The 21,583-nt window shown below is 66.2% G+C and carries 15 protein-coding genes; 9 read left to right on the top strand and 6 right to left on the bottom strand.

Annotated features, from left to right (window positions below):
• Positions 1-76 precede the first annotated feature (76 nt).
• The 5 genes from OH491_RS14110 to OH491_RS14090 all read left to right on the top strand — a co-directional run bounded on the left by OH491_RS14110 (position 77) and on the right by OH491_RS14090 (position 5,727).
• On the top strand, positions 77-421 hold the full coding sequence (locus OH491_RS14110) for a YkgJ family cysteine cluster protein (RefSeq protein WP_068770687.1): 345 nt from the start codon (positions 77-79) through the stop codon (positions 419-421).
• Between the two features lie 169 nt (positions 422-590).
• Positions 591-3,683, top strand: a complete 3,093-nt coding sequence (locus tag OH491_RS14105) for a TonB-dependent receptor (RefSeq protein WP_334319375.1) — start codon at positions 591-593, stop codon at positions 3,681-3,683.
• 278 nt (positions 3,684-3,961) lie between these two features.
• Positions 3,962-4,855 (top strand): helix-turn-helix domain-containing protein, encoded by an 894-nt coding sequence (locus OH491_RS14100; protein WP_068770689.1) that lies wholly within the window; start codon positions 3,962-3,964, stop codon positions 4,853-4,855.
• Between the two features lie 92 nt (positions 4,856-4,947).
• Positions 4,948-5,232: a YhbY family RNA-binding protein gene (locus tag OH491_RS14095; protein ID WP_068770690.1), complete on the top strand. Its 285-nt coding sequence runs from the start codon at positions 4,948-4,950 to the stop codon at positions 5,230-5,232.
• Between the two features lie 39 nt (positions 5,233-5,271).
• Positions 5,272-5,727: an acetolactate synthase gene (locus OH491_RS14090; RefSeq protein ID WP_068770691.1), complete on the top strand. Its 456-nt coding sequence runs from the start codon at positions 5,272-5,274 to the stop codon at positions 5,725-5,727.
• Positions 5,728-5,967: 240 nt separating this feature from the next.
• On the opposite strand, the gene OH491_RS14085 is transcribed toward OH491_RS14090, so the two are convergent.
• Positions 5,968-6,750 carry a DeoR/GlpR family DNA-binding transcription regulator gene (locus OH491_RS14085; protein WP_068770692.1) on the bottom strand — a complete coding sequence of 261 codons (783 nt, stop codon included), beginning with the start codon at positions 6,748-6,750 and terminating at the stop codon, positions 5,968-5,970.
• 91 nt (positions 6,751-6,841) lie between these two features.
• On the opposite strand from OH491_RS14085, the gene OH491_RS14080 reads away from it, so the two are divergent.
• Positions 6,842-7,681: an HAD-IIB family hydrolase gene (locus OH491_RS14080; protein WP_068770693.1), complete on the top strand. Its 840-nt coding sequence runs from the start codon at positions 6,842-6,844 to the stop codon at positions 7,679-7,681.
• Positions 7,682-7,820: 139 nt separating this feature from the next.
• On the opposite strand, the gene purB is transcribed toward OH491_RS14080, so the two are convergent.
• On the bottom strand, positions 7,821-9,371 hold the full coding sequence (gene purB, locus OH491_RS14075) for an adenylosuccinate lyase (RefSeq protein WP_084442254.1): 1,551 nt from the start codon (positions 9,369-9,371) through the stop codon (positions 7,821-7,823).
• Positions 9,372-9,536: 165 nt separating this feature from the next.
• Between purB and OH491_RS14070 the strand changes: the two genes are divergently transcribed.
• On the top strand, positions 9,537-10,442 hold the full coding sequence (locus tag OH491_RS14070) for a prepilin peptidase (RefSeq protein WP_068771143.1): 906 nt from the start codon (positions 9,537-9,539) through the stop codon (positions 10,440-10,442).
• Between the two features lie 369 nt (positions 10,443-10,811).
• Here the strand turns inward: OH491_RS14070 and OH491_RS14065 are convergent, their stop codons facing one another.
• Complete coding sequence (locus OH491_RS14065; RefSeq protein ID WP_068770694.1) at positions 10,812-12,071, bottom strand: 6-phosphofructokinase; 1,260 nt, start codon at positions 12,069-12,071, stop codon at positions 10,812-10,814.
• A 354-nt stretch (positions 12,072-12,425) separates the two neighbouring features.
• The gene (locus OH491_RS14060; protein ID WP_068770695.1) at positions 12,426-13,679 is read right to left on the bottom strand and encodes a hypothetical protein; all 1,254 of its coding nucleotides are present in this window, start codon (positions 13,677-13,679) and stop codon (positions 12,426-12,428) included.
• Between the two features lie 145 nt (positions 13,680-13,824).
• Here OH491_RS14060 and OH491_RS14055 point away from each other — a divergent pair, with 145 nt between their 5' ends.
• Positions 13,825-14,091 carry a helix-turn-helix domain-containing protein gene (locus OH491_RS14055; protein WP_068770696.1) on the top strand — a complete coding sequence of 89 codons (267 nt, stop codon included), beginning with the start codon at positions 13,825-13,827 and terminating at the stop codon, positions 14,089-14,091.
• A gap of 193 nt (positions 14,092-14,284) precedes the next feature.
• On the opposite strand, the gene OH491_RS14050 is transcribed toward OH491_RS14055, so the two are convergent.
• Both OH491_RS14050 and OH491_RS14045 read right to left on the bottom strand, forming a co-directional pair.
• Positions 14,285-16,792: a glycoside hydrolase family 3 C-terminal domain-containing protein gene (locus OH491_RS14050; RefSeq protein ID WP_068770697.1), complete on the bottom strand. Its 2,508-nt coding sequence runs from the start codon at positions 16,790-16,792 to the stop codon at positions 14,285-14,287.
• A gap of 298 nt (positions 16,793-17,090) precedes the next feature.
• On the bottom strand, positions 17,091-20,330 hold the full coding sequence (locus tag OH491_RS14045) for a glycoside hydrolase family 2 protein (protein WP_334319376.1): 3,240 nt from the start codon (positions 20,328-20,330) through the stop codon (positions 17,091-17,093).
• Positions 20,331-20,413: 83 nt separating this feature from the next.
• Here OH491_RS14045 and OH491_RS14040 point away from each other — a divergent pair, with 83 nt between their 5' ends.
• Entirely contained in the window at positions 20,414-21,571 is a 1,158-nt protein-coding gene (locus OH491_RS14040; RefSeq protein ID WP_068770699.1) for a substrate-binding domain-containing protein, read from the top strand.
• Positions 21,572-21,583 lie beyond the last annotated feature (12 nt).

The raw sequence follows: 21,583 nt of genomic DNA, 5'->3' as shown, positions 1-21,583 counted from the left end.
TCGTTCCGCCAAAAATCCAGCGTGCCTTTCGCACGCCCCGCGCCTAGCGTGTGCGCCCGTCCACCGTTTTCCTTTCATGCATGACAGCGTGCCCGGCGATTGTCTGCGTTGCGGCGTGTGTTGTTTTTCCACGCTGGAAACCTACGTGCGCGTGAGCGGCGCGGATTGGGCGCGGCTCGGCGCCGACGCGGAACGCGTGACGCATTTCATCGGCCATCGCGCCTACATGCGCCTGACCGACGGGCATTGCGCCGCGCTGCGACCGCGGCGCGCGCATGACGGCGCGACGGAGTGGTTTTGCACGATCTACGACCGCCGGCCGCAAATCTGCCGGGATCTCGCGCGCGGCTCGCCCGCCTGCTTGGGCGAACTCGCCACCAAATCCTCCCGGCCTGCCTCTTTTTATTTAGCGGTTTGTTGACATCATAAAAGCGATATCATCGGCATTTAAGATGCGATAATTTGCAAACTATCCATCATAATGATATTTTTTATAGACATTCGAAGCATGATGCATACAAAAACAAGGCAAACTTCTGTCAATGATGCCTTCGAATGGTGTGGTACGCTATTTTTGCATATATGCTTTGGTGCTTGTCGCACACCATTCCGGGAATGCCCAAACCGAGACGACCGCCAGCCTTTCCGGCTTGGTAAGTGATATGTCCGGTGCGCCGATCACCGGCGCCTTGGTCATGCTGAAGCACGGGCCAAGCGGCTTCGCCGCACGCGTGCACACCAACCGCTCCGGCGATTTCACGCTGGACGGACTGCGTGTCGGCGGCGGACACACGCTGGCGATTTCGGCGGACGGTTTCGAATCGCGCGTCATCGGCCCGCTCGCGTTCGGCCCCGGTGAGCGCCAGATGCTCGACATCGTGATGGAACGCCCCGGCGGTGGCGGGGAGGAGGTTCATCGGCTGGAGCGCATGATTGTCACCGCCCGCCGCGATACCTCTGCGGCGGGCGCGGGCACGGTCCTCGGTGAGCGCGCCATCGAGGAGCAACCCGCCATCGAGGGCTCCATCAACGAATACGCCCGCAACGACCCGCGCCTTGTCCTGCTGCCCGCCGAGGACGACACCTACACCGAACTCAGCGCGGCCGGGCAGAACAGTTTTTTCAACGCCCTGCAAATCGACGGCGTGCGCCTCGACGACGCCTTCGGCATCACTTACAACAACCTCCCCTCGCAGGGAAACCCCTTTTCCATGGAAACCGTCGAGGCCGTCAGCATCGACGTCTCTCCTTACGAGGCCAACCGCGGCGGCTTTACCGGCGCGTCCATCAACGCCGTCACCAAAAGCGGCGGCAACCGCTTCCGAGGCTCCGCCTGGTATTTCTGGCGCAACGAAAAATACCGCGCCAAGCACCCCGTGGACGGCACGCGCGACCCCTTCGACAGCCAAACCTACGGCCTCACGCTCGGCGGCCCCGTTGTCCCCGGCCGCCTTTTTTTCTTTGTCTCCTACGAACACTCGCAACGCACCGAGCCCGCGCCCACGCCCGGCTTCACGCCGTCCGCCGCCGCGCTCGACACCATCAAGGACGCCACCGCGACTTACGGCCACGACCCCGGCGACCTCGTCAACCCCGGCAACCAGCGCATGGAGGACGACAAATACCTCGCCAAGCTCGACTGGAATATTACCGTCCGGCACCGCCTCACCGCCCGTTACAGCCGCACCCGCGGCACGCATCCCATATTCGCAGACTACTCCTCCAGCAATGTCGTCTCGCTCAGCGGCCACTGGTATGAGAGCGAACAAAACCTCGACGCCTGGTCGGCCCAATTGTTCAGCCGATGGTCAAATGCGCTCAACACCGACTTGAAAATCGCGCATCAACGCTACTCCTCCGATCGCAACCCCGCGACCCGTTTCCCCCAAGTCCGCATCAACAATCTGGAAGGCGCCGACGGCGGCACCGGCTCGGTGTATATTGGCGCGGACGCCACCAGCCAGCTCAACACGCTCGACACCCGCGTCGCCCAGGCCGCGGGCAGCGTCATCTGGACGCCCGGCGCGCACCGGTTCTCCGCGGGCTTCGACCTCCAGCGCAACGAATTTGTCAACAACTACCTCGACTACGCCTGGGGCGCCTACACCTTTGCCAATATAGACAATTTTATAAACGGAAAACCCTCCTCCTTCACCTATAAATACCCGCAGGAGGGCCGCTCCCCCGGCGTGGACTGGGGCTACGGCGTGGACGCGTTTTATATGCAGGACGTGTGGCGCGCGGCCCGCCGCCTTTATATAACGCTCGGCCTCCGCCTCGATTATCCCGTCATGACCGACCGGCCCGACTACAACGCCGCCGTCGAAAAAACCTTCGGCCTGAGAAACGACCACACCCTCGACGGCGCTTATACCCTCTCGCCCCGTTTCGGTTTTACTTGGCAGGGCGGCCCCGCCCGCCGCCTGCAGGTGCGCGGCGGCGCCGGCGTTTTTCAGGGGCGCGCGCCCGGCGTCTGGATGTCCGGCGCCTACTCGAACACCGGCTTCGCCACCCTGACCAACACAAAGACCTCCGGCGGCTTCTCGCCCGACCCCGACAACCAGCCGAAGGGCGCGCCCTCCGCCGCGCGCATGAGCGTGGACCTGATGGACGAAAATTTTCACCTTCCCGAGATCACCCGCGCCAACCTCGCTGTTGATTACAAACTCCCCTGGCTCGACCTGACCGCCACCGCCGAACTCCTGCAAACCTGGACCAACCAGGGCATGGCCTACCGGAATATAAACCTGCGCCGCACCGCCACCGGCCCGGACGGGCGCGCCATCTACGGCGAGCGCCTCACCGACGCCGGCAAAAGCACCTTCCTCAACCGTGTCGCCAACAGCCAGTATGCGCACGACCAGTTCGCCGATGTGTATCTGCTCACCAACACCTCCGGCGGCGACGCCCGCCAGGTCACCCTCCGCTTACGACGCCCGGTGCGCGGCTGGTGGGGCGCCTCGCTTTCCTATACCAACAGCATCGCCCGCGACGTGAACCCCGCGACCTCCAAGACCGGTTCCACCAACTTTTCCACGCGCATGAGCCTCGACCCGAACGACGACGAGTCCGGCACCGCCAACACGCAGATTCGCGACCGGGTGACCGCCGGCGCGACCTTCCGCTTTTCGCTCATCCGGAAATTCCAGAGCACGCTCACATTATATTACCAGGGCCACAGCGGGCGTCCCTACAGTTTTATATTCAGCAACGACATCAACGGCGACGCCGCCGACCGCAACAACGACCTCTTTTATGTTCCCGCCGGCCCCGGCGACCCCGCGGTCCACTGGCCCGACCCCGCGCAGCGCGACGCCTTCTTCGCCTATCTCGAAACCAACCCCGCGCTCGCGCGTTTCGCCGGGCAGGTCGTCCCGCGCAACAGCGAGCGCAGCAAATTCCAGCACCGCGTCGATCTGCAATTTGCGCAACAGATCCCGATTTGGAGCACACTGCACGCCGAGTTTTTCTGCAATATAATCAACCTCGCCAACCTGCTCAACCCTGCTTGGGGCCGGTTTTATCAGGTCAATTTCCCCTTCGGCCTCGCCGTGGCCAACGGGAAATACAATCCCGCCACCAACCAGTATCACTACACGTTCACCGGTCCCCCGAAGCCCCAGTCCCTCCAGACCAGCGCCTCCCGCTGGCAGATCCAGACCGGCGTGAAGGTAAGGTTCTGACTTTGCCACCCCGCGCCGCCTTTCGAGCGGGCCGGCCTGAACGGAGAAACTCTCGACTCGCCCCCATTACAGGAGCGCGGGCATTCCTGCCCGCGAAATCTTCCGCCCGTCGCGGGCAGGAATGCCCGCGCTCCTTTCCGGGACGTTTCGGCCCGCCTCCTCCATTTTCCCGCCCTGCACCAAGCCGCTTGCCACCGCGCCGCATTTGGGCTAGAAAGCGCGCCCGACAACCACTTCCTCCTTCCCCTTTCCACGTCTTTTGCCCTTAACTCCCCACCATGCAATCCATCGGCGAACGTCTTGAAGAAGCCCGCAAGCGCAAAGGCATCACCATTCGCGAAGCCGCGGAAGCCATCAAAATCCGCAGCGAGTATCTCCACAAATTCGAGGGCAACCAATACGACATCCGCCTGCCCGAAATTTATGTGCGCGGGTTCCTCCGCTCGTATGCCAATTATCTGAAGCTGCCCGCCGACAAAATCATCAGCGACTACAACGCGCTCGGCCTCGCCACCGCCGGCAAGTCGCGTTCGCCGCTGAGCCGCGAGGTTTACGGCCGCATGGATATCTCGAGTTCCTCCGCGCCGAAGGAAACGCCGTCCGCCGCCGCCGCGCAGCAATCCGCCGCCGCGGCGGAAGGCCCCGCGCATGGCGGAGTCAGCCCGGTCGAGCAGCCCTCCTCCGCGCCGCGCAATCCCGCCACCTTTGTCCCGCACTCGTCCGGCGGGCTGCCCATCGACAAAAAACTCCTCGTCAAGGCCGGAGCCATCGCCGTCGGCACGCTCGTCATCATCATCGTGCTGCTTTGGGCGATTTTCGGCGGGCGCGGCGCGAAGACCGACACCTCGGCCGCGCAGGCCGCCGTGCCCTCCGAGGTCTGGCTGCGCCCGCAGGCCGGCGAGACCGTGCTCACGCTTGTGTCCAAAAACGGCCCTGTCGTCGTGAAAGCCAACATGGCCTCCGGCGGCGCCATCCTCTATCAGGGCACCATCCCGGCCGGCGAATCGCGCGTGATCCCGCGCCGCGGCGCGCTGCGCATCGAGGCCGAGCCGTTCCAGAACCTCGACATGGAAATCGGCGGCACGCGCTATCCCATGCCCGAGCCGCGCCGGGTGGACGGCACGCGCGACACCGCGTCCATGCGCAGCGCCGCCGACGTCGCTGCGCCCTGACCGGCCCCGGCGGCTCGCATCGCGCCCACCGCCCGCCGCGCAACCGGCGGCTCGCGCCGGGCGCGACGGCGGCCCCGCCTCACTGCCTTTCCATGTCCGATATCATCCTTACCGGCGCCGAAAAAACGCGTCTTCGCGGCATGGGCCAGCTTCTCGCGCCCGCCCTCAAGCTCGGCAAAGCCGGCCTCACGCCCGCGTTTCTCGGCGAGTTGCAGCGCGCGCTCGACGCGCAGGCGCTCGTCAAGCTGCGCTTTCTCGGGACCGACCGGCGGGAACGCGCCGCGCTCTGCGGGCAAATCGCCGCTGAGGGCCGCTGCGCCTGCGTCGGCTCGGTGGGAGCCACGGCCTTGTTTTACCGCCCGAAAAAAGAAAACTGACTCCGCGCGGCGGCGTGCCAGATTGCTTTCCCCGCAGCCATGTCCGCCGAAATCACTTCCTATTCCAGCGACCCGGTGAGGCAGTTTTCCATTTTCACCGAAAACCGCATCGGCCGCCTGCACGATCTCGCCGCGCTTTTCGCGGAACACGACGTCCACATCGTCGCCGTCACCGCGCTCGACACCACGCACAGCACCATCCTGCGCATCGTGGTCGACGATCCCGACCGCGCTCGGGAGCTGATGATCAACAATGATTTTCCTTACACGGAAAACGACGTGCTGGTGGTGAGCATCGCGAGCGAGGCCGACCTCGGCAAAATCCTCGCCGCGCTCTTCGAGGCGGAGATCAACATCCACTACCTGTATAGTTTCATAAAACGTCCCGGCGAAAAATCCGCGCTGGCGCTGCACGTGGAATATCCCGAGGAGGCCGCGCGCTGCCTGTTCCTTTGCGGTCACACCATTCTCGGCCAGCGCGACATCGCGCGGTGAGCCGAGGCGGGGCGGGTCGTGTGGCACGGGCGTCCCCGCCCGTGGACGGCGCTCCGCGCCGCAACCCCCCGGACGCATGGGCGGGGACGCCCATGCCACGCAATCCCCTCGGGCCGTCCGCGTAAACTCGGTTAACAAAGCGGAATTAACCGCAAAGGACGCGAAGAACGCGAAGGGCAATCATGATCTTCTTCGCGCTCTTTGCGTCCTTCGCGGTTAAAAAAATCTGGTTCCGCGCCACTACGATCTGCTGCCGCTGCCGGGCGCCCCCGCCACGAGCACGTCCACGCCGGCGGCGCGCCAGGCGGCGAGCACGGATTCGGGCGCGCCGGCGTCCGTCACCAAGTGATCGAAGGTCGCGGTGGGCGCGGTGACGAAGTTTGAGACCTTGCCGAGCTTGTCCGAGACGGCGAGGATCACCGTGGTGGCGGTGTTTTCGATCATCGCCGCCTTCACCGCCGCCTCCTCGTGCGACGGATCGGTCATGCCCGCCTCCACGTCGATGCACGCGACGCCGAAAAAACCGATGTCGGCGCGGATTTTCCGGTAGCCGTCAATCGTGTCCGGCCCGGTGGCGACGATGCCGCGCTTGAGGATCATTCCGCCGATGAGATGCACCTCGACCGACGGCAGGTCGGCCAGCGCGGCGGCGGCCAGCGGACTGTGGGTCACGGCGGTAAACGCGAGGTCGCGCGGCACCGCGCGCGCCACCTCGAGCACGGACGTGCCCGCGTCGAAAAACACCACCGTCTGCGGGCGCAGGAACCGGATGGCGGCGGCGGCGATGGCGCGTTTCTCGGGCAACTGCGCGCGGGCGCGATTGTTGAACTCAAGCTCGATGTTGGAACGCGGCACGGCGCCGCCGTGGACCTTCAGCAGCAGGCCCGAGGCGGAGAGCTGCCGCAGGTCGCGGCGGATCGTGTCTTCCGAAACACCCAGCTCGCCGCTGAGTTCCGACGAAAGCACACGCCCTGCCGTGACGAGCTTCTCCATGATGAAAGCATGACGTTCTTGGGTGAGCATATTTGTCTTCGGATTTGCCTGTTTATGCGTGTTATTGCATTATTTTGCTTGAAAAAGCTGATTTTCGGCCAAAATTGGCTGAAATATTGATATGAAACAAGCAAAATCAGGCAAATTCAGGCTGGCTGCGATTGATCTCGATGGAACCTTGCTCGGACCGGACTCGCGTATCGGGGACGAAAACCGGCGGGCTGTGGCGCGCCTGCAAGCGGCGGGGGTGGAGGTCGTGCCGGCCTCGGGGCGGCATCACCACACCATCCGCCCTTATGCCGAATCGCTGGGCGGCATTCGCTGGCTGGTGTCCGCGCAGGGCGGGGAAGTGTCGGACCTGGCGCGCGGCCGCGTGCTGGAGCAACGGTTTTTGGCGGCGGAGCACGCCCGCGAGGCGCTGGCACTCGGACGCGCCTGGGGGTTCGCGGTGGTGGTTTATTCCGACAACGATGTGTTTGCGTGCAAGCTGGAATCGGAAGGGCCGGCGCTCCGGCATTACGAGGAACTGGCCGGGCGCCGCGTCGTGCGGGTGGACGAGGCCGGGTTGCTGGAGCGAAAGATTTTCAAGCTCGTCTGGGATGCCGAGCCCGAGGCCATCGACCGCGCGTTCGCGGCCCCCTCGCTGGCGCGGACGCATGCGACGAAGGTGCGCACCAGCGCGCGCATGCTGGAGTTTGTCCCGCCCGAGGCGACCAAGGGCGCGGCCATGGCCTCGCTGGCGGCGCATCTCGGCGTGGATGCCGCGGACGCGCTGGGTTTTGGCGACGGCGACAACGACGTGCCGCTCTTTCAATGGGCGGGCGTGTCGGTCGCCATGCCGCACGGCACCCCGGACGCAAGGGCGGCGGCGACCTTCGCCGCCCCGGAGGGTCCGCCGGAATCGGCCTTCGCGCGCGGCGTGGACGAATTGTTCCGCCGTTTCCCAAAACGTTTCGGTTGAGCCGCCGCCGGCGCCATTTTGTAGGGCCTGACCTCGTGTCAGGCCGCGAACACCGCGCCGGCACCGGCACCGACTGCGAACCGTTTCCCGTCATGCGCGGCGCGACGCAAGGTCGCGCCCTACGAAATCGGCGGCGCCATCACAGCAGCCGTCCCGGCTGGTAGCCCGCGGCGCCTTTTACCTTGGCGGCGGCGCGGCGCGCCTCGGCGACGAACATGTCCACCTGCTGCGGGGCCGCGCCGACAAAACGGCTGCCCTCGGAAAGGATCGCTTCGAGTTTGGCGCGCGTGAGTTTCAGGCGCGCATCGCCGGCGAGGCGTCCGACGAGGTCGGCGTCGCCGCCCGAGCGCATCGCCTTGGCGGCGGCGAGCGCGTGCTCCTTGATCGCCTCGTGCGCGGTCTCGCGGCCCGCGCCGGCCTTGACCGCCTCCATGAGGATCGTGGTCGTGGCGAGGAAGGGGAGGTTGCGGGTGTTTTCCGCCGCGATGGCCGCCGGAAAGATTTCCATCTGCCGCAGCACCGTGAGGTAGGTTTCGAGCAACCCGTCGATGGCGAAAAACGCGTCCGGCAGCGCCACGCGGCGCACGACCGAGCATGACACGTCGCCCTCGTTCCACTGGTGCCCGGCGAGCGCGCCGGTCATCGTCACGTAGCCGCTGAGAATCGTCGCAAAGCCGCAAATGCGCTCGCAGTTGCGCGCGTTGACCTTGTGTGGCATGGCGGACGAGCCGACCTGGCCCTTCTGGAAGCCTTCGGTGAGCAGTCCCTGCCCGGCCATGAGGCGCAGCGTGGTGGCGAAACTCGCGGCGGCGGCGGCGAGCTGGTGCAGCGCCGACACGACCTCGAAGTCGAGCGAGCGCGGGTAAACCTGCCCGACCGCGAAGAGCGGTGTCTTGAAGCCGAGGTGTTTCACCACGCGCGCCTCCAGCCTCGCGACCTTGGCCGCGCTGCCGCCGAGAAGCGTGAGCTGGTCGAGCTGCGTGCCGACCGCGCCCTTCAGGCCGCGCACGGGATAACGCGCCGCAAGCTCGTCGATGCGCGTGAACGCCGCCAGCAGCTCCTGCCCGAACATCGCGAGGCGCTTGCCGAGCGTCGTGGGCTGCGCGGGGACATTGTGCGTGCGGCCGGTGAGCATGAGCGCGCGGTGCGCGCGCGCCTGTTTCGCCAGCGCGAGGAGCGCGGCGGCGGCCTTCATGCGCACGACGCCGAGCGAGCGGTGCACCTGGAGCTGCTCGACGTTCTCGGTGAGGTCGCGGCTGGTCAGGCCCAGATGGATGCACTCGTGCCCCGCCAGCCCGGAAAACTCCTCGATGCGCGCCTTCACGTCGTGCAGGGTGAGGCGCTCGCGTTCCGCGATGCGGGCGAGGTTGATGTCGCCTTTCACGCGCTCGTAGTCGGCGATGGCCTGCGCGGGAATCGCGACGCCGAGATCGCGCTGCGCCTTCATCACGGCGATCCAGAAATCGCGCTCGATGCCGATGCGCCCGGCGGGCGACCAGACGGCCTTCAGCGCGGGCGAGGCGTAACGCTCGGCGAGGACGTTCGGGATCGTGGCGGCGTCGGAGGAAACGGGAGCGCGGACATGGCAGGCTTCTCGCTCCGCTCGGAACTTGTCCGCGACGACGCGGGCAGGAATGCCCGCGCTCCTGTTATTGTTGTTATCAACGGCGGCGGATTTTTTCTTGGTCATCACGGCAAGCCGCCAGTTAGACCAAGCGCGCGCGTTTTCGCCAACGGAAAAACAGCCAAAATGCCGCCGCCTGGGGCCACTCCCCGCGCCGCCGGGGATGCTTTTCGGACTTTGACAACCGTCCGGGGGCGCGCCGTCATTTGCGGCAATGCCGGCATCCGCACCATGAGTTCCCTTTACTCCACCCTCTCCACTTCCATGCCGTGGTTTTTCCCGGCGGCGGTTTTCCTGTTCGGGGCGTGCGTCGGCAGCTTCCTCAATGTCTGCATCTACCGCATCCCGGCTGGGCAATCCGTGGTGCGGCCCGGCTCGCATTGCGCGTGCGGGAAACCCATCGCGTGGTTCGACAACATACCGATCCTGAGCTGGTTCATCCTGCGCGGGCGGGCGCGCTGCTGCGGGCGGCCCTATTCGTTCCGTTACCCGGCCATCGAGGCGCTCACGGCGCTGTTGTTTCTGGCCTGCTGGCTCCTGTTTCCGCCGGCCAAGGCGCTTTGCGGGATGCTCTTTGTGAGCGCGCTGATCTGCGCCACGTTCATCGACTTGGACCACTTCGAGATCCCCGACGTGTTCACCATCGGGCTCGGCGTGGCCGGCGTGATCCTGGCCTGCGCGGTGCCGTCGCTGCACGGGCAGGCGCACGAGATTTTCATCGTCGCGGCGCTGCGCTCCGGCGTCATCGCGCTCAAGGGCCTGCTCATCGGCTCGGCGCTCATCCTGTGGATCGCGCTCATCGCGGAGGCGGTTTTGCGGAAGGAGGCGATGGGCTTCGGCGACGTGAAATTCCTCGGTGCGATCGGGGCGTTCTGCGGCTGGCAGGGGGCGGTGGTGGCGATTTTCGGCGGCGCGCTGCTCGGTTCGGCGTGGTTCGTCCTCGCGCTCGCGTGGGGAAAAATCCGCGGCAGGAAAGTGCAGGTCAAGGCGCTCGAACCCGGCGACGAGCCCGCCGAGATCGGCATGGGCGCGCACGTGCCCTACGGCCCGATGCTGGCGGCGGGCGCGCTGCTGTATTTCCTCGTGCTGCACCGCTGGGTGGACCTGTATTTCGAGCAGATCGGCGCGCTGCTGTAGCCCTATCCATCGTCCGGCTTCAGGCCATTTATGATCGAGAATGGCTCTTCTTCCGGAGGGACCCGTCCATTCGTCCGGAAGTGGACTCCAAAACCAATTATAGTATTTTCTCTCAACCTTGGCCCAAAAGGTAGGGCGAGGCGTCCCCGCCGAGCCTCGGCTCAGCCGGAGGCTTCGCCCTACCGGCGCTGCCGCGCCACTGTTAAATGAAAACACTATATCATTGGGAATTCCCCTGCCGAAGACAGGCGCGATAAGGCCAAGCGCCATGTCCCTGCTGGCGGCCACGCCGGACGAAACGAAAAAACCGCCCGATCGACGGGCGGTTTGGTGATTGAAATCAATGAAATTGAAACTGCGACCCCAGGCTCAGACCTCGTAGGGCGTGAGGAGCTTGTCCACGCGGACCTTGTCGAGCTTGGCGTAAACGGGGAGGCCGTTTTCGTGCGGGACCGCCGTCTCGCCCTGGATGAGGGGCTGGGCGTAGCGCACGAATTGGTGGCTCATGCTCACGCCGTCCTCGTTGATCCACTCGCGGGGGAGTTTCTTGACCCCGTTGGCGATGTCGGCGAGCGGGGCGAGGCCGGTCTCGCAGCTATAGTGATCGGTGTCGCCGCGGACGAGCGTGACCATCTTGTCGGTCTCGGCTTCGAGCACGGCGGCTTTCACGGCGGCCTGGCCGGCGAGGAAGCCCTCGTCGGCGTCGGCTTTCGAACCGGCGTGGGCGGCGGCGCGCTGGGCCATGCCGAGCTTCACGGTGCGGGCCTTCACGCCCGGGAGGTTTTGCTCGACGAGGCTTTGGAGATACTCGGCGGCGCCGCCGAGCTGGGCGTGGCCGAAGGCGTCGGTCTTGTCATCGGCGGAGATGTAGTTGCCGTCGGGGTCGACCAAGCCCTCGCCGACGACGATGAGGCAGTATTTCTCGCGCTTGAGCACGCGCTGCACGTCGGCGACGAATTTCTCGGTGGTGAAGGCCACCTCGGGGAGGTAGATGAGGTGCGGCGGGTCGTGCGGGTGGTCGCGGCGCTTGGCGAGCGCGGCGCCGGCGGCGATCCAGCCGGCGTTGCGGCCCATGACCTCGACGATCTGCACGAGGTCGCCCTGGCCCATGGCCTCGTTGTCGCAGGCGACTTCGCGGACGGTGGTGCAAATGTATTTGATGACGGAGCCGTAGCCGGGGCAGTGGTCGGTCACGGGGAGGTCGTTGTCGATGGTCTTCGGGATGCCGATGACGCGGAGGTCATAGCCCTGTTCCTGCGCGAGCTTGGAGATTTTGTCGGCGGTGTCCTGCGAGTCGTTGCCGCCGGCGTAGAAGAAATAGCGGATATTGTGGGCCTTGAAAACTTCGAGGACGCGCTCGAAGTCCTGGATTTTCTTGAGCTTGTAACGGCAGGTGCCGAGGGCGGCGCCGGGCGTGTGGCGGAGTCCGCGGATGGTCTGCTGCGACTCGGAGGCGAGATCGACGAATTCCTCGTTGAGGATTCCGAGCACGCCGTTGAGCGAGCCGTAAATTTCCTCGATGCACTCGTGGTTGAGCGCCTCGGAGACGACTCCGGCGATGCTGGCATTAATGACGGCGGTGGGGCCTCCGGACTGGCCCACCAAGACGTTTCCTACGAGTTCGGCCATGGCGATGTGGTGATGGTTTTGGGTGCTGGTTGAAAAATGAACGTGAGGGTTGAGACAATCCGCCGTGCCCCGCGGGTGGCAAACTCAAATTTCCGGCACGGGCGGGTTTTGGGTGCGATTCAAAGTCGTGCCATCAAGGGACGCTTGCGCACGGAGCGGCGGCGTCCCGCCGCCGGACGAGGCGAAGCCTCGCCCATTTGCGATTGGATGCGCGAAAACCTGCATGTGAACGGGCGCTCGCATTGCTCGCGTCCGGCGGCGGGACGCCGCCGCTCCCGCGCAAGCGTTTTTCCTTATCCCTTTTGATTCTGGCACCACTTCGAATCGCACCCACGGGTTGCCATGCCCGCGCTCCTATTTTTTGCGGACCCGCAGGGCAAGGAGCGCAGCGAGCAAGGCCAGCGCGGGGAGCACGGGGGCACCTCCGCCTCCTCCGCCTTCACCTCCACCGCTGTTTCCGCCGCCATTGCCATTGCTGTCACCGCTGCCGAAGGGTGTGCTTTCGACCCATGCGCGGGAATAGAGTTCGCCTCCTGCGTCGAACGAGACATGGGCGAGTGCGAGACGATCGCCGGGGAGCTGGAAGAGGAGCCTTTTCCCGAAAATCATCCCGTTCTTGCCGCCATCGTCGGCAGCGTAAAAACTGCCGTCGGGCAAAAGGCCGCCGATGCCGTCTTCCGCTTTCCAAGCGTTGTCGCGATCATCCCACCGATACCAGACACCGTTTTCCCACTTGTCCTTGTTTTCGTAGGCGCCGCCGCCGCCGTGTTTGTAAGTCTCGGTATAGTAAAATGTGGAGCCTTCCCACTTGGTGTGCAGTTCGAAGGGGTCGCCGCCGTGGATGAGGCGGGACCAAATGCCACCGTCGGCGCTGCGGGTGACGGCGTAATATTTTCTCCATGTGTTTTGGGCGCCGTTGCGGCAGTCCTCCCCGCCGCCATAGAAATACGCCCTATACGGACCGTCGAGGGTCTGGTTGAACAGGAAGCATTGGGTGGCGGCTCCCTCGTAGCTGTTGTAGTAGCCGCCGTCGCCGTAGAGGCTGAATTTGGTGTCGTTGGAGTCGACCTCCCTTTCCCAAACGGCGGCGCCGGGCGCCGGCAGAGGGTCGCGGTGGAGGATGCCGGCGATGACGCGGCCTCCGGTGACAGTGGCGCCGCTCCTGGCCAGGCTGACGGTTTGGAGCGTCCACGTGTCGGCGTCGATCTTGAGCAGTTTGGCGCGGGCATCGAAGGTCGCGCCGGCAGCGCCGGCGATGAGGGCGACGGTGCTGGCGGTAACGCACGCGGGCGCGGCGGGGTCGGCGGCGAAGGACAGGGTCAGGTCGGCCGTGGGGTCCCACGAGAAGGTGAGCGCACCGCTGGCGGCGACGGTGACGGAGCCTTGGACGCGGCCGGCGCTGCCTGCGGAGGCGGAGGTGAGCTGGCCGTCCAGCCCGGTGAAATGCCACGTGCCGGCGGCGGAGGAGGCGTCGCGGGGGGTGACGAGGAGGGTCATGGGGCGCGCGTCGAGCAAGCCGCCTCGCGGGGCGAAAGTCGCGGTGTCGCTGGCGGCGGGCGCGGCAATTTGAAGCAAAGCCGCGAACAGGGCGGCCGGCAGAGTTCCCATTTTCACTGCGATTGTTGTTTGAAATTTGTCGCGGGCGACGCGCGTCGGGACAGCGCGGAAGCATATGCAGGCGGGGGGAGACCGGCACAAGTAAATTATCCGATTTTAGGATAATTTATCCGATCGGATATAAATTGCCTGACGAATGGGCAATTTTTCCGAGAAGTCATTGTTCTCCGCCGAGGGCGAGGCCGTGCGACTGGCGTTGCGCGAGGAGCGCAAGCGGCGCGGGCTGACTCAGGCGGCCGTGGCGTCAGGGTGCGGCTGGCCGCAATCGGTGATTGCAAAAATCGAGCAGGGCGAGCGGCGGCTCGACCTTGTGGAATTTCTCTGGCTGGCGCGGGCACTGGACGCGAAGCCGGAAGTGCTGTTCGGCGCCATCATGCGGCGGGTGCGGAAATGTCCGGCGTGAAACGCGGATAAACGAATCGGCGAAAATCGCGACCGGGGAAGCGGGCGGAAATTTTGCGGTGGAAAATCAGCCGTGGAGGGCCGAGCTCCCGCGAGGCCGTGGCCGGGAAACGTGGCGTCTATCCGCGACGGCCTCGCGGGAGCTCGGCCCTCCAAAAGCCCAAATCCATGCCGTAAACGGCCTTATCCCCGCCTCAGCGCGGGTCGAGGTCGTCGGTCGCGCCGGCCGGCCGTTCGAGGCGGCCGGCGGCATCGACGATGTCGAAGCCGCCGCGCAGGCGGATGTCCTCCGAGGACGCGCCGACCATCACGCTGAAATGCCCGGGCTCGACCGTCCACTGGTGCAGGCGGTCGTAGAGCGCGAGGTGTTCGGGGCGAAGCGTGAAACGCACGGTCCGGGTTTCGCCGGGCGCGAGCGTCACGCGCTCGAAGCCGCGCAGCACGCTTTCGAAGGTGACGACGCTGCTGTAGTCGTCGCGCAGATAGAGTTGCACGATCTCGTCTCCGGCGCGCGTGCCGGTGTTGGTCACGTCGCAGGATACCTCGACGCGGCCTTGCGGGCCTTGTTTGTCCGGCGTGATTTTCAGGTTGGAATAGGCAAACGTCGTGTAGCCGAGCCCGTGGCCGAAGGGAAACAGGATGCCCTCGACCTGGCCGTAGTCGCGGCCTTGCGAGCCGGGGCGCGCGGGGAAGTTCATCTGGATCTGCCCGGCGCTTTTCGGAAACGTGATGGGAAGTCGCCCGCTAGGATTGTAATCGCCGAAAAGAATGTCGGCGAGCGCGGCGCCGCCTTCCTCGCCGGGGAACCACATCTCGACGATGGCAGGGATGTGCTTCGCGGCCCAGTTCACGGAGAGCGGGCGTCCGTTGCTGAGCACGAGGACGACGGGCTTGCCGGTGGCGTGGAGCGCCTGGAGCAGTTCCTCCTGATAGCCGGGCAGGTTCAGGCTGATGCGGCTGGCGGATTCGCGGCAGAGGTCGTCGGTTTCGCCGAGCGTGGCGATGATCACGTCCACGCCGCGCGCGGCGGCGACGGCGGCGGCGATGCCGGCGCGCACGGCGGCATCGGGCGCTTCTTTATACACGTCGCTTTCGGGAAAAGCGGCGTCCTTCACGGCGACGCCCTTTTCATAAGACACCTCGATGCCGGCGGACGCGGCGCGGGCGCGGATGCCGGCGAGCGGCGTGACGAAATCGAGGAGTTGCGCGCCGTAGCGCGACCACCAGCCGTGCGCGTCGTCGGCAAGCGGGCCGGCGACGAGGATGCGCCCGATCTTTTTCGCATCGAGCGGCAGCGCGTGGTTTTCGTTCTTGAGCAGGACGATTGATTTTCGCGCGGCCTCGGCGGCGACGGCCAGGTGGTCGGGATGGCGCACGATGCGGTCGGCCTCGGCGGGCGCGGGCGAATAGGGCTGGTCAAAGAGGCCGAGCCAGAACTTCACGCGGAGAATCTCGCGCACGCGCCGGTCGATGAGGTTCTCGGAAAGCAGGCCGTCGCGCACGAGCCGCCGGAGCGGCTCGCCGTAGTCCTCGGGCGGGGTGAAGTTGGTGCGGATGTTGAGGCCGGCCTCGACGGACTGGCGGATGGCGTCGGCGGGCGTGGCGGCGGTGCGGTGCTTGGTGTGGATGAACTCGACCGCGGCGCTGTCGGACACGACGTATCCATTAAATCGATACTCGCCGCGCAGGATGTCGGTGAGGAAGAGTTTGTTGGCCTCCATGGGGATGCCGTCGTAGTCGTTGTAGGAGGCCATGACGCCGAGGGCGCCGGCGTCGCGCACGGCGCGGCGGAAAGGCGCGAGGTGGAGCGTCTGCACGTCGCGCCAGGTGGCCTGCGGGTCGGTGCGCGCGGTGCCGTCGCGCCCGCCTTTCGGGATGCTGTAAACGGCGAAGTGCTTCAACGTGGAGACGACGCGCTGCGACTGGATGCCGCGGACCTGCTCGACGCCGAGTTCGCCGACGAGAAACGGGTCCTCGCCGTAGGTCTCGATGACGCGGCCCCAGCGCGGGTCGCGGGCGAGGTCGAGCACGGGGGAATAGACGTTGGTGTAGCCGAGCGCGCGGCCCTCGCGCCCGGTGATGCGGCCGATGCGGGCGACCAGACCGCGGTCCCAAGTGCTGGCGACGGCGAGTTGCGCGGGGAAGCTGGTGGCCTTGGCGTGGAGGAGGCCGCGGATGCCCTCGTTGGTGAAATCGACCGGGATGCCGAGGCGCGTCTGCTCGACGAACCAGCGCTGGACTTCGTTGATGGCGCGGGTGTGGAGCGACCAAGGCAGGGCGTGTTTCGGGCGGACGAGGTTGTTGGTCCAGCCGGTGTTGCCGTTCATGTGCTCATCGATGTTGCCGATGCCGTCCTTCCAGAACGCGTCCTTCCACGCGGGCGTGGGCAGTTCGTCCTTCGCGACGCGCGGGAAGCCGTAGAGCGTGACCATCTGCGCGGTTTTTTCCTCCAGCGTCATGCGCGCGAGGAGGTCTTCGATGCGCGCGTCAACGGACAGCGCGGGGTCCTCGTAGGGGTCCTTCGCGCCGTTCTTGTTGAAATCGATCCAGCCGTCGCGGTAGAGGGCGGCGGGGGCGGCGGTTTCGCCGCCTGATGAGGAATTTAAAATGAATAATGAAGCATCGGGCGCCGCCGCGCCCATGGGGTGGGCGGCGAGGACGGTGGCGGCGAGCGCAAGGGCGAGAGTGCGTGGGAGTTTCATGGTCGTTGTCGGTTTTGAAAAATGTCGCGCAGGGATGTGGCAAGGCAGGCCGGTCTGCGGTCGTTAGGGTGTGTTATTCTGGAGGGACGGCCTCCGTGTCGTCCGGTTCGGTCCCATATCTTTCTCTTTCCTCTTTATCTTTATCTTTCTCCCAGCCAGTCGCCAGCCTTGAAGCAGGCCGCAAAAGGGATGAGAAAGAGGAAAGATAAAGAGAAAGAAGAAAGAACTTTTTAGGGAGACGTGATGAGGTTTGGATCTGGGCGCGGGCGCACCGCGACGGGCGTCACAAGCGAAGCCCCTACATCGGGGGCTCGACGGCCTCGTAGCATTCCAGCTCGATGATGCTGAGCACGCCGGCGCGGACTTGCACGGAGCCGGGGTCGGGAATCTTTCCGGGCGGCGGCGCCTCGAGTTCGGTGATGCCAAACGCGTCTGTGGATTCGCCGGCGCCGACGAGCTTGAGCGTGAGTTCGCGGCCCCGCACGGGTTTGAGTGGGAGGGTGATGTAACCCAGGCTGCGCCCGGTTTCGCCACGCCAGACTTCCTGCCCGTCAACGAGCACGACCAGCGGGTAGGTCTGCTGGCGCCAGCCAGTGAGTTTCATGGTCAGTTCGCCGAGCACGGCGGGACGGGCGAGCGTGCAGGTGAGCCAGGCCGTTTCGATGGCGCCGTCGTTTCTCCAACGGGTGGTCTCGTCGTCGTCGAACGCCGCCCACGCCTCCCCGGCATTGGAACCGGCGGTGGCGCTTTGGATGGGCACGGCGATGCGCGTGGGCGTGAACGACGGCGTGGCGGGCGTCGGGCCGCGCTTCAAATACGATGGCAGGGCGTCCGCCGGCAGCGCGCGCGCGAGCCCGCCCGCGTCGGCGGCGACGGCGGTCGTGACGAGTTCCACGGCGGCGGCGCGCAAGCCCGGCGAGGTGGCGCGCAGCGTGACGACTCCGGCCTCGCGGGTGGAGCGCACGAGCACGCGGTTCACGCCGCCCTCGACGGGCAGCGTGGTGTCGAGGATGTGGTTGCCCGGGCCTTGCGCGATGCCGCCGCGCCATTCGGCGGGGCCGTCGAGCGCGAAGGTCACGGGATTGAGCGCGGTGGGGCAGCGGCGGCCCTGCGCATCGACGACCTCGAACTCGACCAGCGCCACGTCGGCGCCGTCGGCCTTGAAACCGGCCGGGCCCGTCATGGCGCGCAGGCGCAGGGCGGCGGGTTCGCCCGCGGTGATGTGCGCGGTTTCGCAAACCTGCTCGCGCGTGCCGTCGCGGCGTTTCGCATAGCCGACCGCGCACAACTCGCCCGGCTCCCACGCGACGTTTTCGAGCGTGAACAGGAACCGGCGGCTCTGCGCGCCGCGCCCGAGCGGGCGGCCGTTGAGGAAAAACTCCACCTCGTCGGCGGACGACACGGCGTGGACGCTCTTCACCACGCCGGGCGCGTAGTTCCAATGGCCGAGCACGTGGATGCGCGGACGCTCCACGTCCACCCAGCCGTCCCACATCACCTGGTGCGCGAAGAAGCCGTCCTTCGGGATGCGCATGGCATCGACCTCGCCGCTGCGGCGGTAGTTCTCGGCGCCGCGATGATGGGTGTTGGAATCGGAAAAGATGATGTTCACGCCGCCGCTGCTCACGCGCGCGCCGGTGCCGGGGCGCTCGCGCCAGTAGTCGAACCAGCGCGTGACGTTCTCGATGGCGTGCGAGTCCTGGTTGCGGTTGTATTCGGGCGCGGGTTTGTCGCGGTAGGGCGGGCCGTCGCCGTCCCGGTGATACGGCGGGGAAAACTCGTCCCAGTATTTGCGCAGGCCCTCGTCGCGCGAATACTCGGTGGCCCAGAACGGGAGGCGCGCGCTTTTGTTGATGTAGAGCATCTCGCCGCCGTATTCGGCCACGCGGCTGGCGAGCATTTCGCGCGAGCCGATGGCGCGGCCCCCGTGCGGGTCGTAGGCGTCGCGGAGCGCCTTCATCTCGCGCATGTGCTCCTCGCTGATGCCGCGGTTGCCGCACTCGTAGAAAAGGATGCTGGGGTTGTTGCGGTTGTAGATGATGGCGTCGCGCATGAGCTCGACGCGCTGGCCCCAGCGGCGACCGTCGGGATCGCGCTCGGAATCGCCGGCGGGCATGGCCTGGATGAGGCCGACGCGGTCGCACGACTCGATGTCCTGCTTCCACGGCGTGACGTGCATCCAGCGCACGAGGTTGCCGTTGCCCTCGACGATGAGGCCGTTGCTGAAATCGCTCAGCCACGGCGGCACGGACAGGCCGAGCGCGGGCCATTCGTTCGAGGTGCGCTGCGCGTGGCCTTTCATCTGGAGCACGCGGTCGTTGAGCGTGATGAGGCCGCGCGAGAAATCCGTCTTGCGAAAGCCCGTGCGCGTGGCGACGCGATCCACCACCCGCCCGTCAACGAGCAGCTCCGTCGTCACCGTGTAGAGATAACCGTAGCCCCAGCTCCAGAAGTGCAGGCCCTCGACGCGGCGCGAGGCGCGCAGGGTTTTCGTTTCGCCGGGCGCGAGCGTGGCGAGATTTTTGATTCTCGATTTTCGATTTGGCGGGCATGTCGCTTCGCTCGGAACGATTGGGGGAGCTGCCGCTCCCGTCGCATTCTCCCCTTCCACCGGGCGCGGTAGCGCCTCAATCGAGAATCGAGAATCGAGAATCGAAAATTCCCCGGCGTCGGCGTCGGTGCTGGCGAAGATCGCGACCACGCGGCCGTCCATGTCGGCGACAGACACGCGATACGCGACGGTCTGCGGGGCGGCGGTTTCGTTGCGCACCTCGGACTCGGCGGTGAGCGTGGCCGCGCCGCGCGCGACATCGTGGCCGGTCGCGTAAACATACACGCCGGTCGTGCCGAGGTTCGAGAAAAGCGGCAGCGTCTGGTAAAGTTTCCCGGCGAGGTGCAGGCGCGCGTTTTTGGTGAGGCCGCCATAGTTGGCGTTGAAGTTTTTGTCGGCCCACTGGTAACGCTGGCCGGTGGCGCGCTCGCGGTAGTCCCAGTCGTTGTCGGTGCGCACGGCGAGGACGTTGGGCTGGCCGGGCGGGCGCACGAAGTCGGTGAGGTCGAGGCCGACCGCCATCACGCCGTTTTCACTGAGGCCGACGGCGCGGCCGTTGAGGAAAAATTCGCCCGCCTGCCGCACGCCCTCGAACTCGACAAACACCTTTTTCCCCTCGCTGCCGGGCGGGAGCGTGAAGGTTTTCCGATACCACGCGACGCCGGTCGAGTGGTCGCGGATGTCGCGCCTGAACGCGTCGTCCTCGTTCCACGCGTGCGGCAGTGTGACGCGCTTCCACGCGCGGTCGTCGAAGTCCGGCGCCTGCGCGCCCGCCGGGTCGCCGACGTGCAGGCGCCAGTCGAGGTTGAAGTTGAAAACATCGCGCACCGGCTGTGCGGCGACATGGAAAGGGGCACGGACATTTTTGTCCGCGAGGGTCGCGGGCTGGAAAGCCCGCGCTCCTTTGTTGTCGTCGTCGCCCTTGGCGGAAACGCAGGCGACAGCGGCGGCGGCGAGGAGGAGGGGATGGCGAAGCAGAAAACGCATCCCGCAATCATGGCGGTTTTCCATCGCATAAACCAGACGCAAAAGGTGCTTTTCTGCGGCCAAAAATGTGACATTTTGCGCGAATGCCCGGAACCAGAAAACCCGCCGCCAGACGCCGCCGCGTGCTGCTCGCCATGTATTGGTGGGAGGATCGCGTGATGGAAGGCGTGGCGCGCTACGCGGCGGAGCGGGGATGGGCTCTCGATTGCGAAATGCGCTGGACGCACAAGCTGCCCGACCTGCGGCACTGGGACGGCGACGGCATCATCGCCAATCCCGGCGTGACCGCGCCGCTGCGCCCGCTGGTGCGTTTCATGGAGCGCGCGGGCGTGCCGAGCGTGAGCCTCCAGCCGCTCGGGCGGGCGTGCGGCGACGCGCACGTGGTCATCAGCCACGAGGAAGTCGGGCGTTGCGCCGCGCGCCACCTGCTGGATCTCGGCTTCCGGAGCCTCGGCTACGTGCTCTTTGACGAAAACCCGATCGAGCGCCGGCGCAGCGACGCGTTTGCGCGTTGCGTGCGCGAGGCCGGCGGGCATTTCACCGAGCTGCCGTTTCGCACCCTCGCCCGCCGCCTGCCGCGCCTGCCCGCGCCGATGGGCCTCATGGCGGCCAACGACGTCAACGCCGTCGCGGTCATCCACGCATGCCTGCACGCCGGGCGGCGCGTGCCCGAGGAACTGGCGGTGGTCGGCGTGGACGACACGGAAATCCTCTGCCGTTTCAACCCGGTGCCGCTCAGCAGCGTGAACTGCAACTACGAGCAACTCGGCCTCACCGCCGCCGCCACCCTCGACCGGCTGATGGACGGGCGCGCCGCGCCGCGCGCGCCCGTGGTCATCCCGGTGAAGGGCGTGACCGCGCGCCGCTCGACCGACACGCTGCCGGTGCGCGATTTGCGGGTGGCGACCGCGCTCGGGTTTTTGCGCGCGCACTTCCGCACGGCCATCCGGGTGGGCGACGCGGCCGCGCACGCCGGGGTGCCGCTGCGGGGATTGCAGGCGCGTTTCCGCGAGCAGACCGGTCGCACGCTCAGCGGCGAGCTGATGCGCCTGCGCCTCGCCCACGCGCGGCTGCTGCTGGGCACGACGAATGCGAAAACCGAGGCCGTCGCGGGAGAATGCGGGTTCGCCAGCCGGTTCCATTTCGCCCGCGCCTTTCAACGCGCGACCGGCGAAACCCCGCGCGCCTGGAGGACGAAAACGCGGAAGGCGCGCGAACCCGAACCGGACCGGCCGCCTTGATGCGTTTCCTTC

This window comes from Termitidicoccus mucosus (genome assembly GCF_038725785.1).
Taxonomy (GTDB): Bacteria; Verrucomicrobiota; Verrucomicrobiia; order Opitutales; family Opitutaceae; genus Termitidicoccus; species Termitidicoccus mucosus.
The sequence above is the reverse complement of the archived record's forward strand: the minus strand, read 5'-3'. Positions and strand labels throughout refer to the sequence as shown.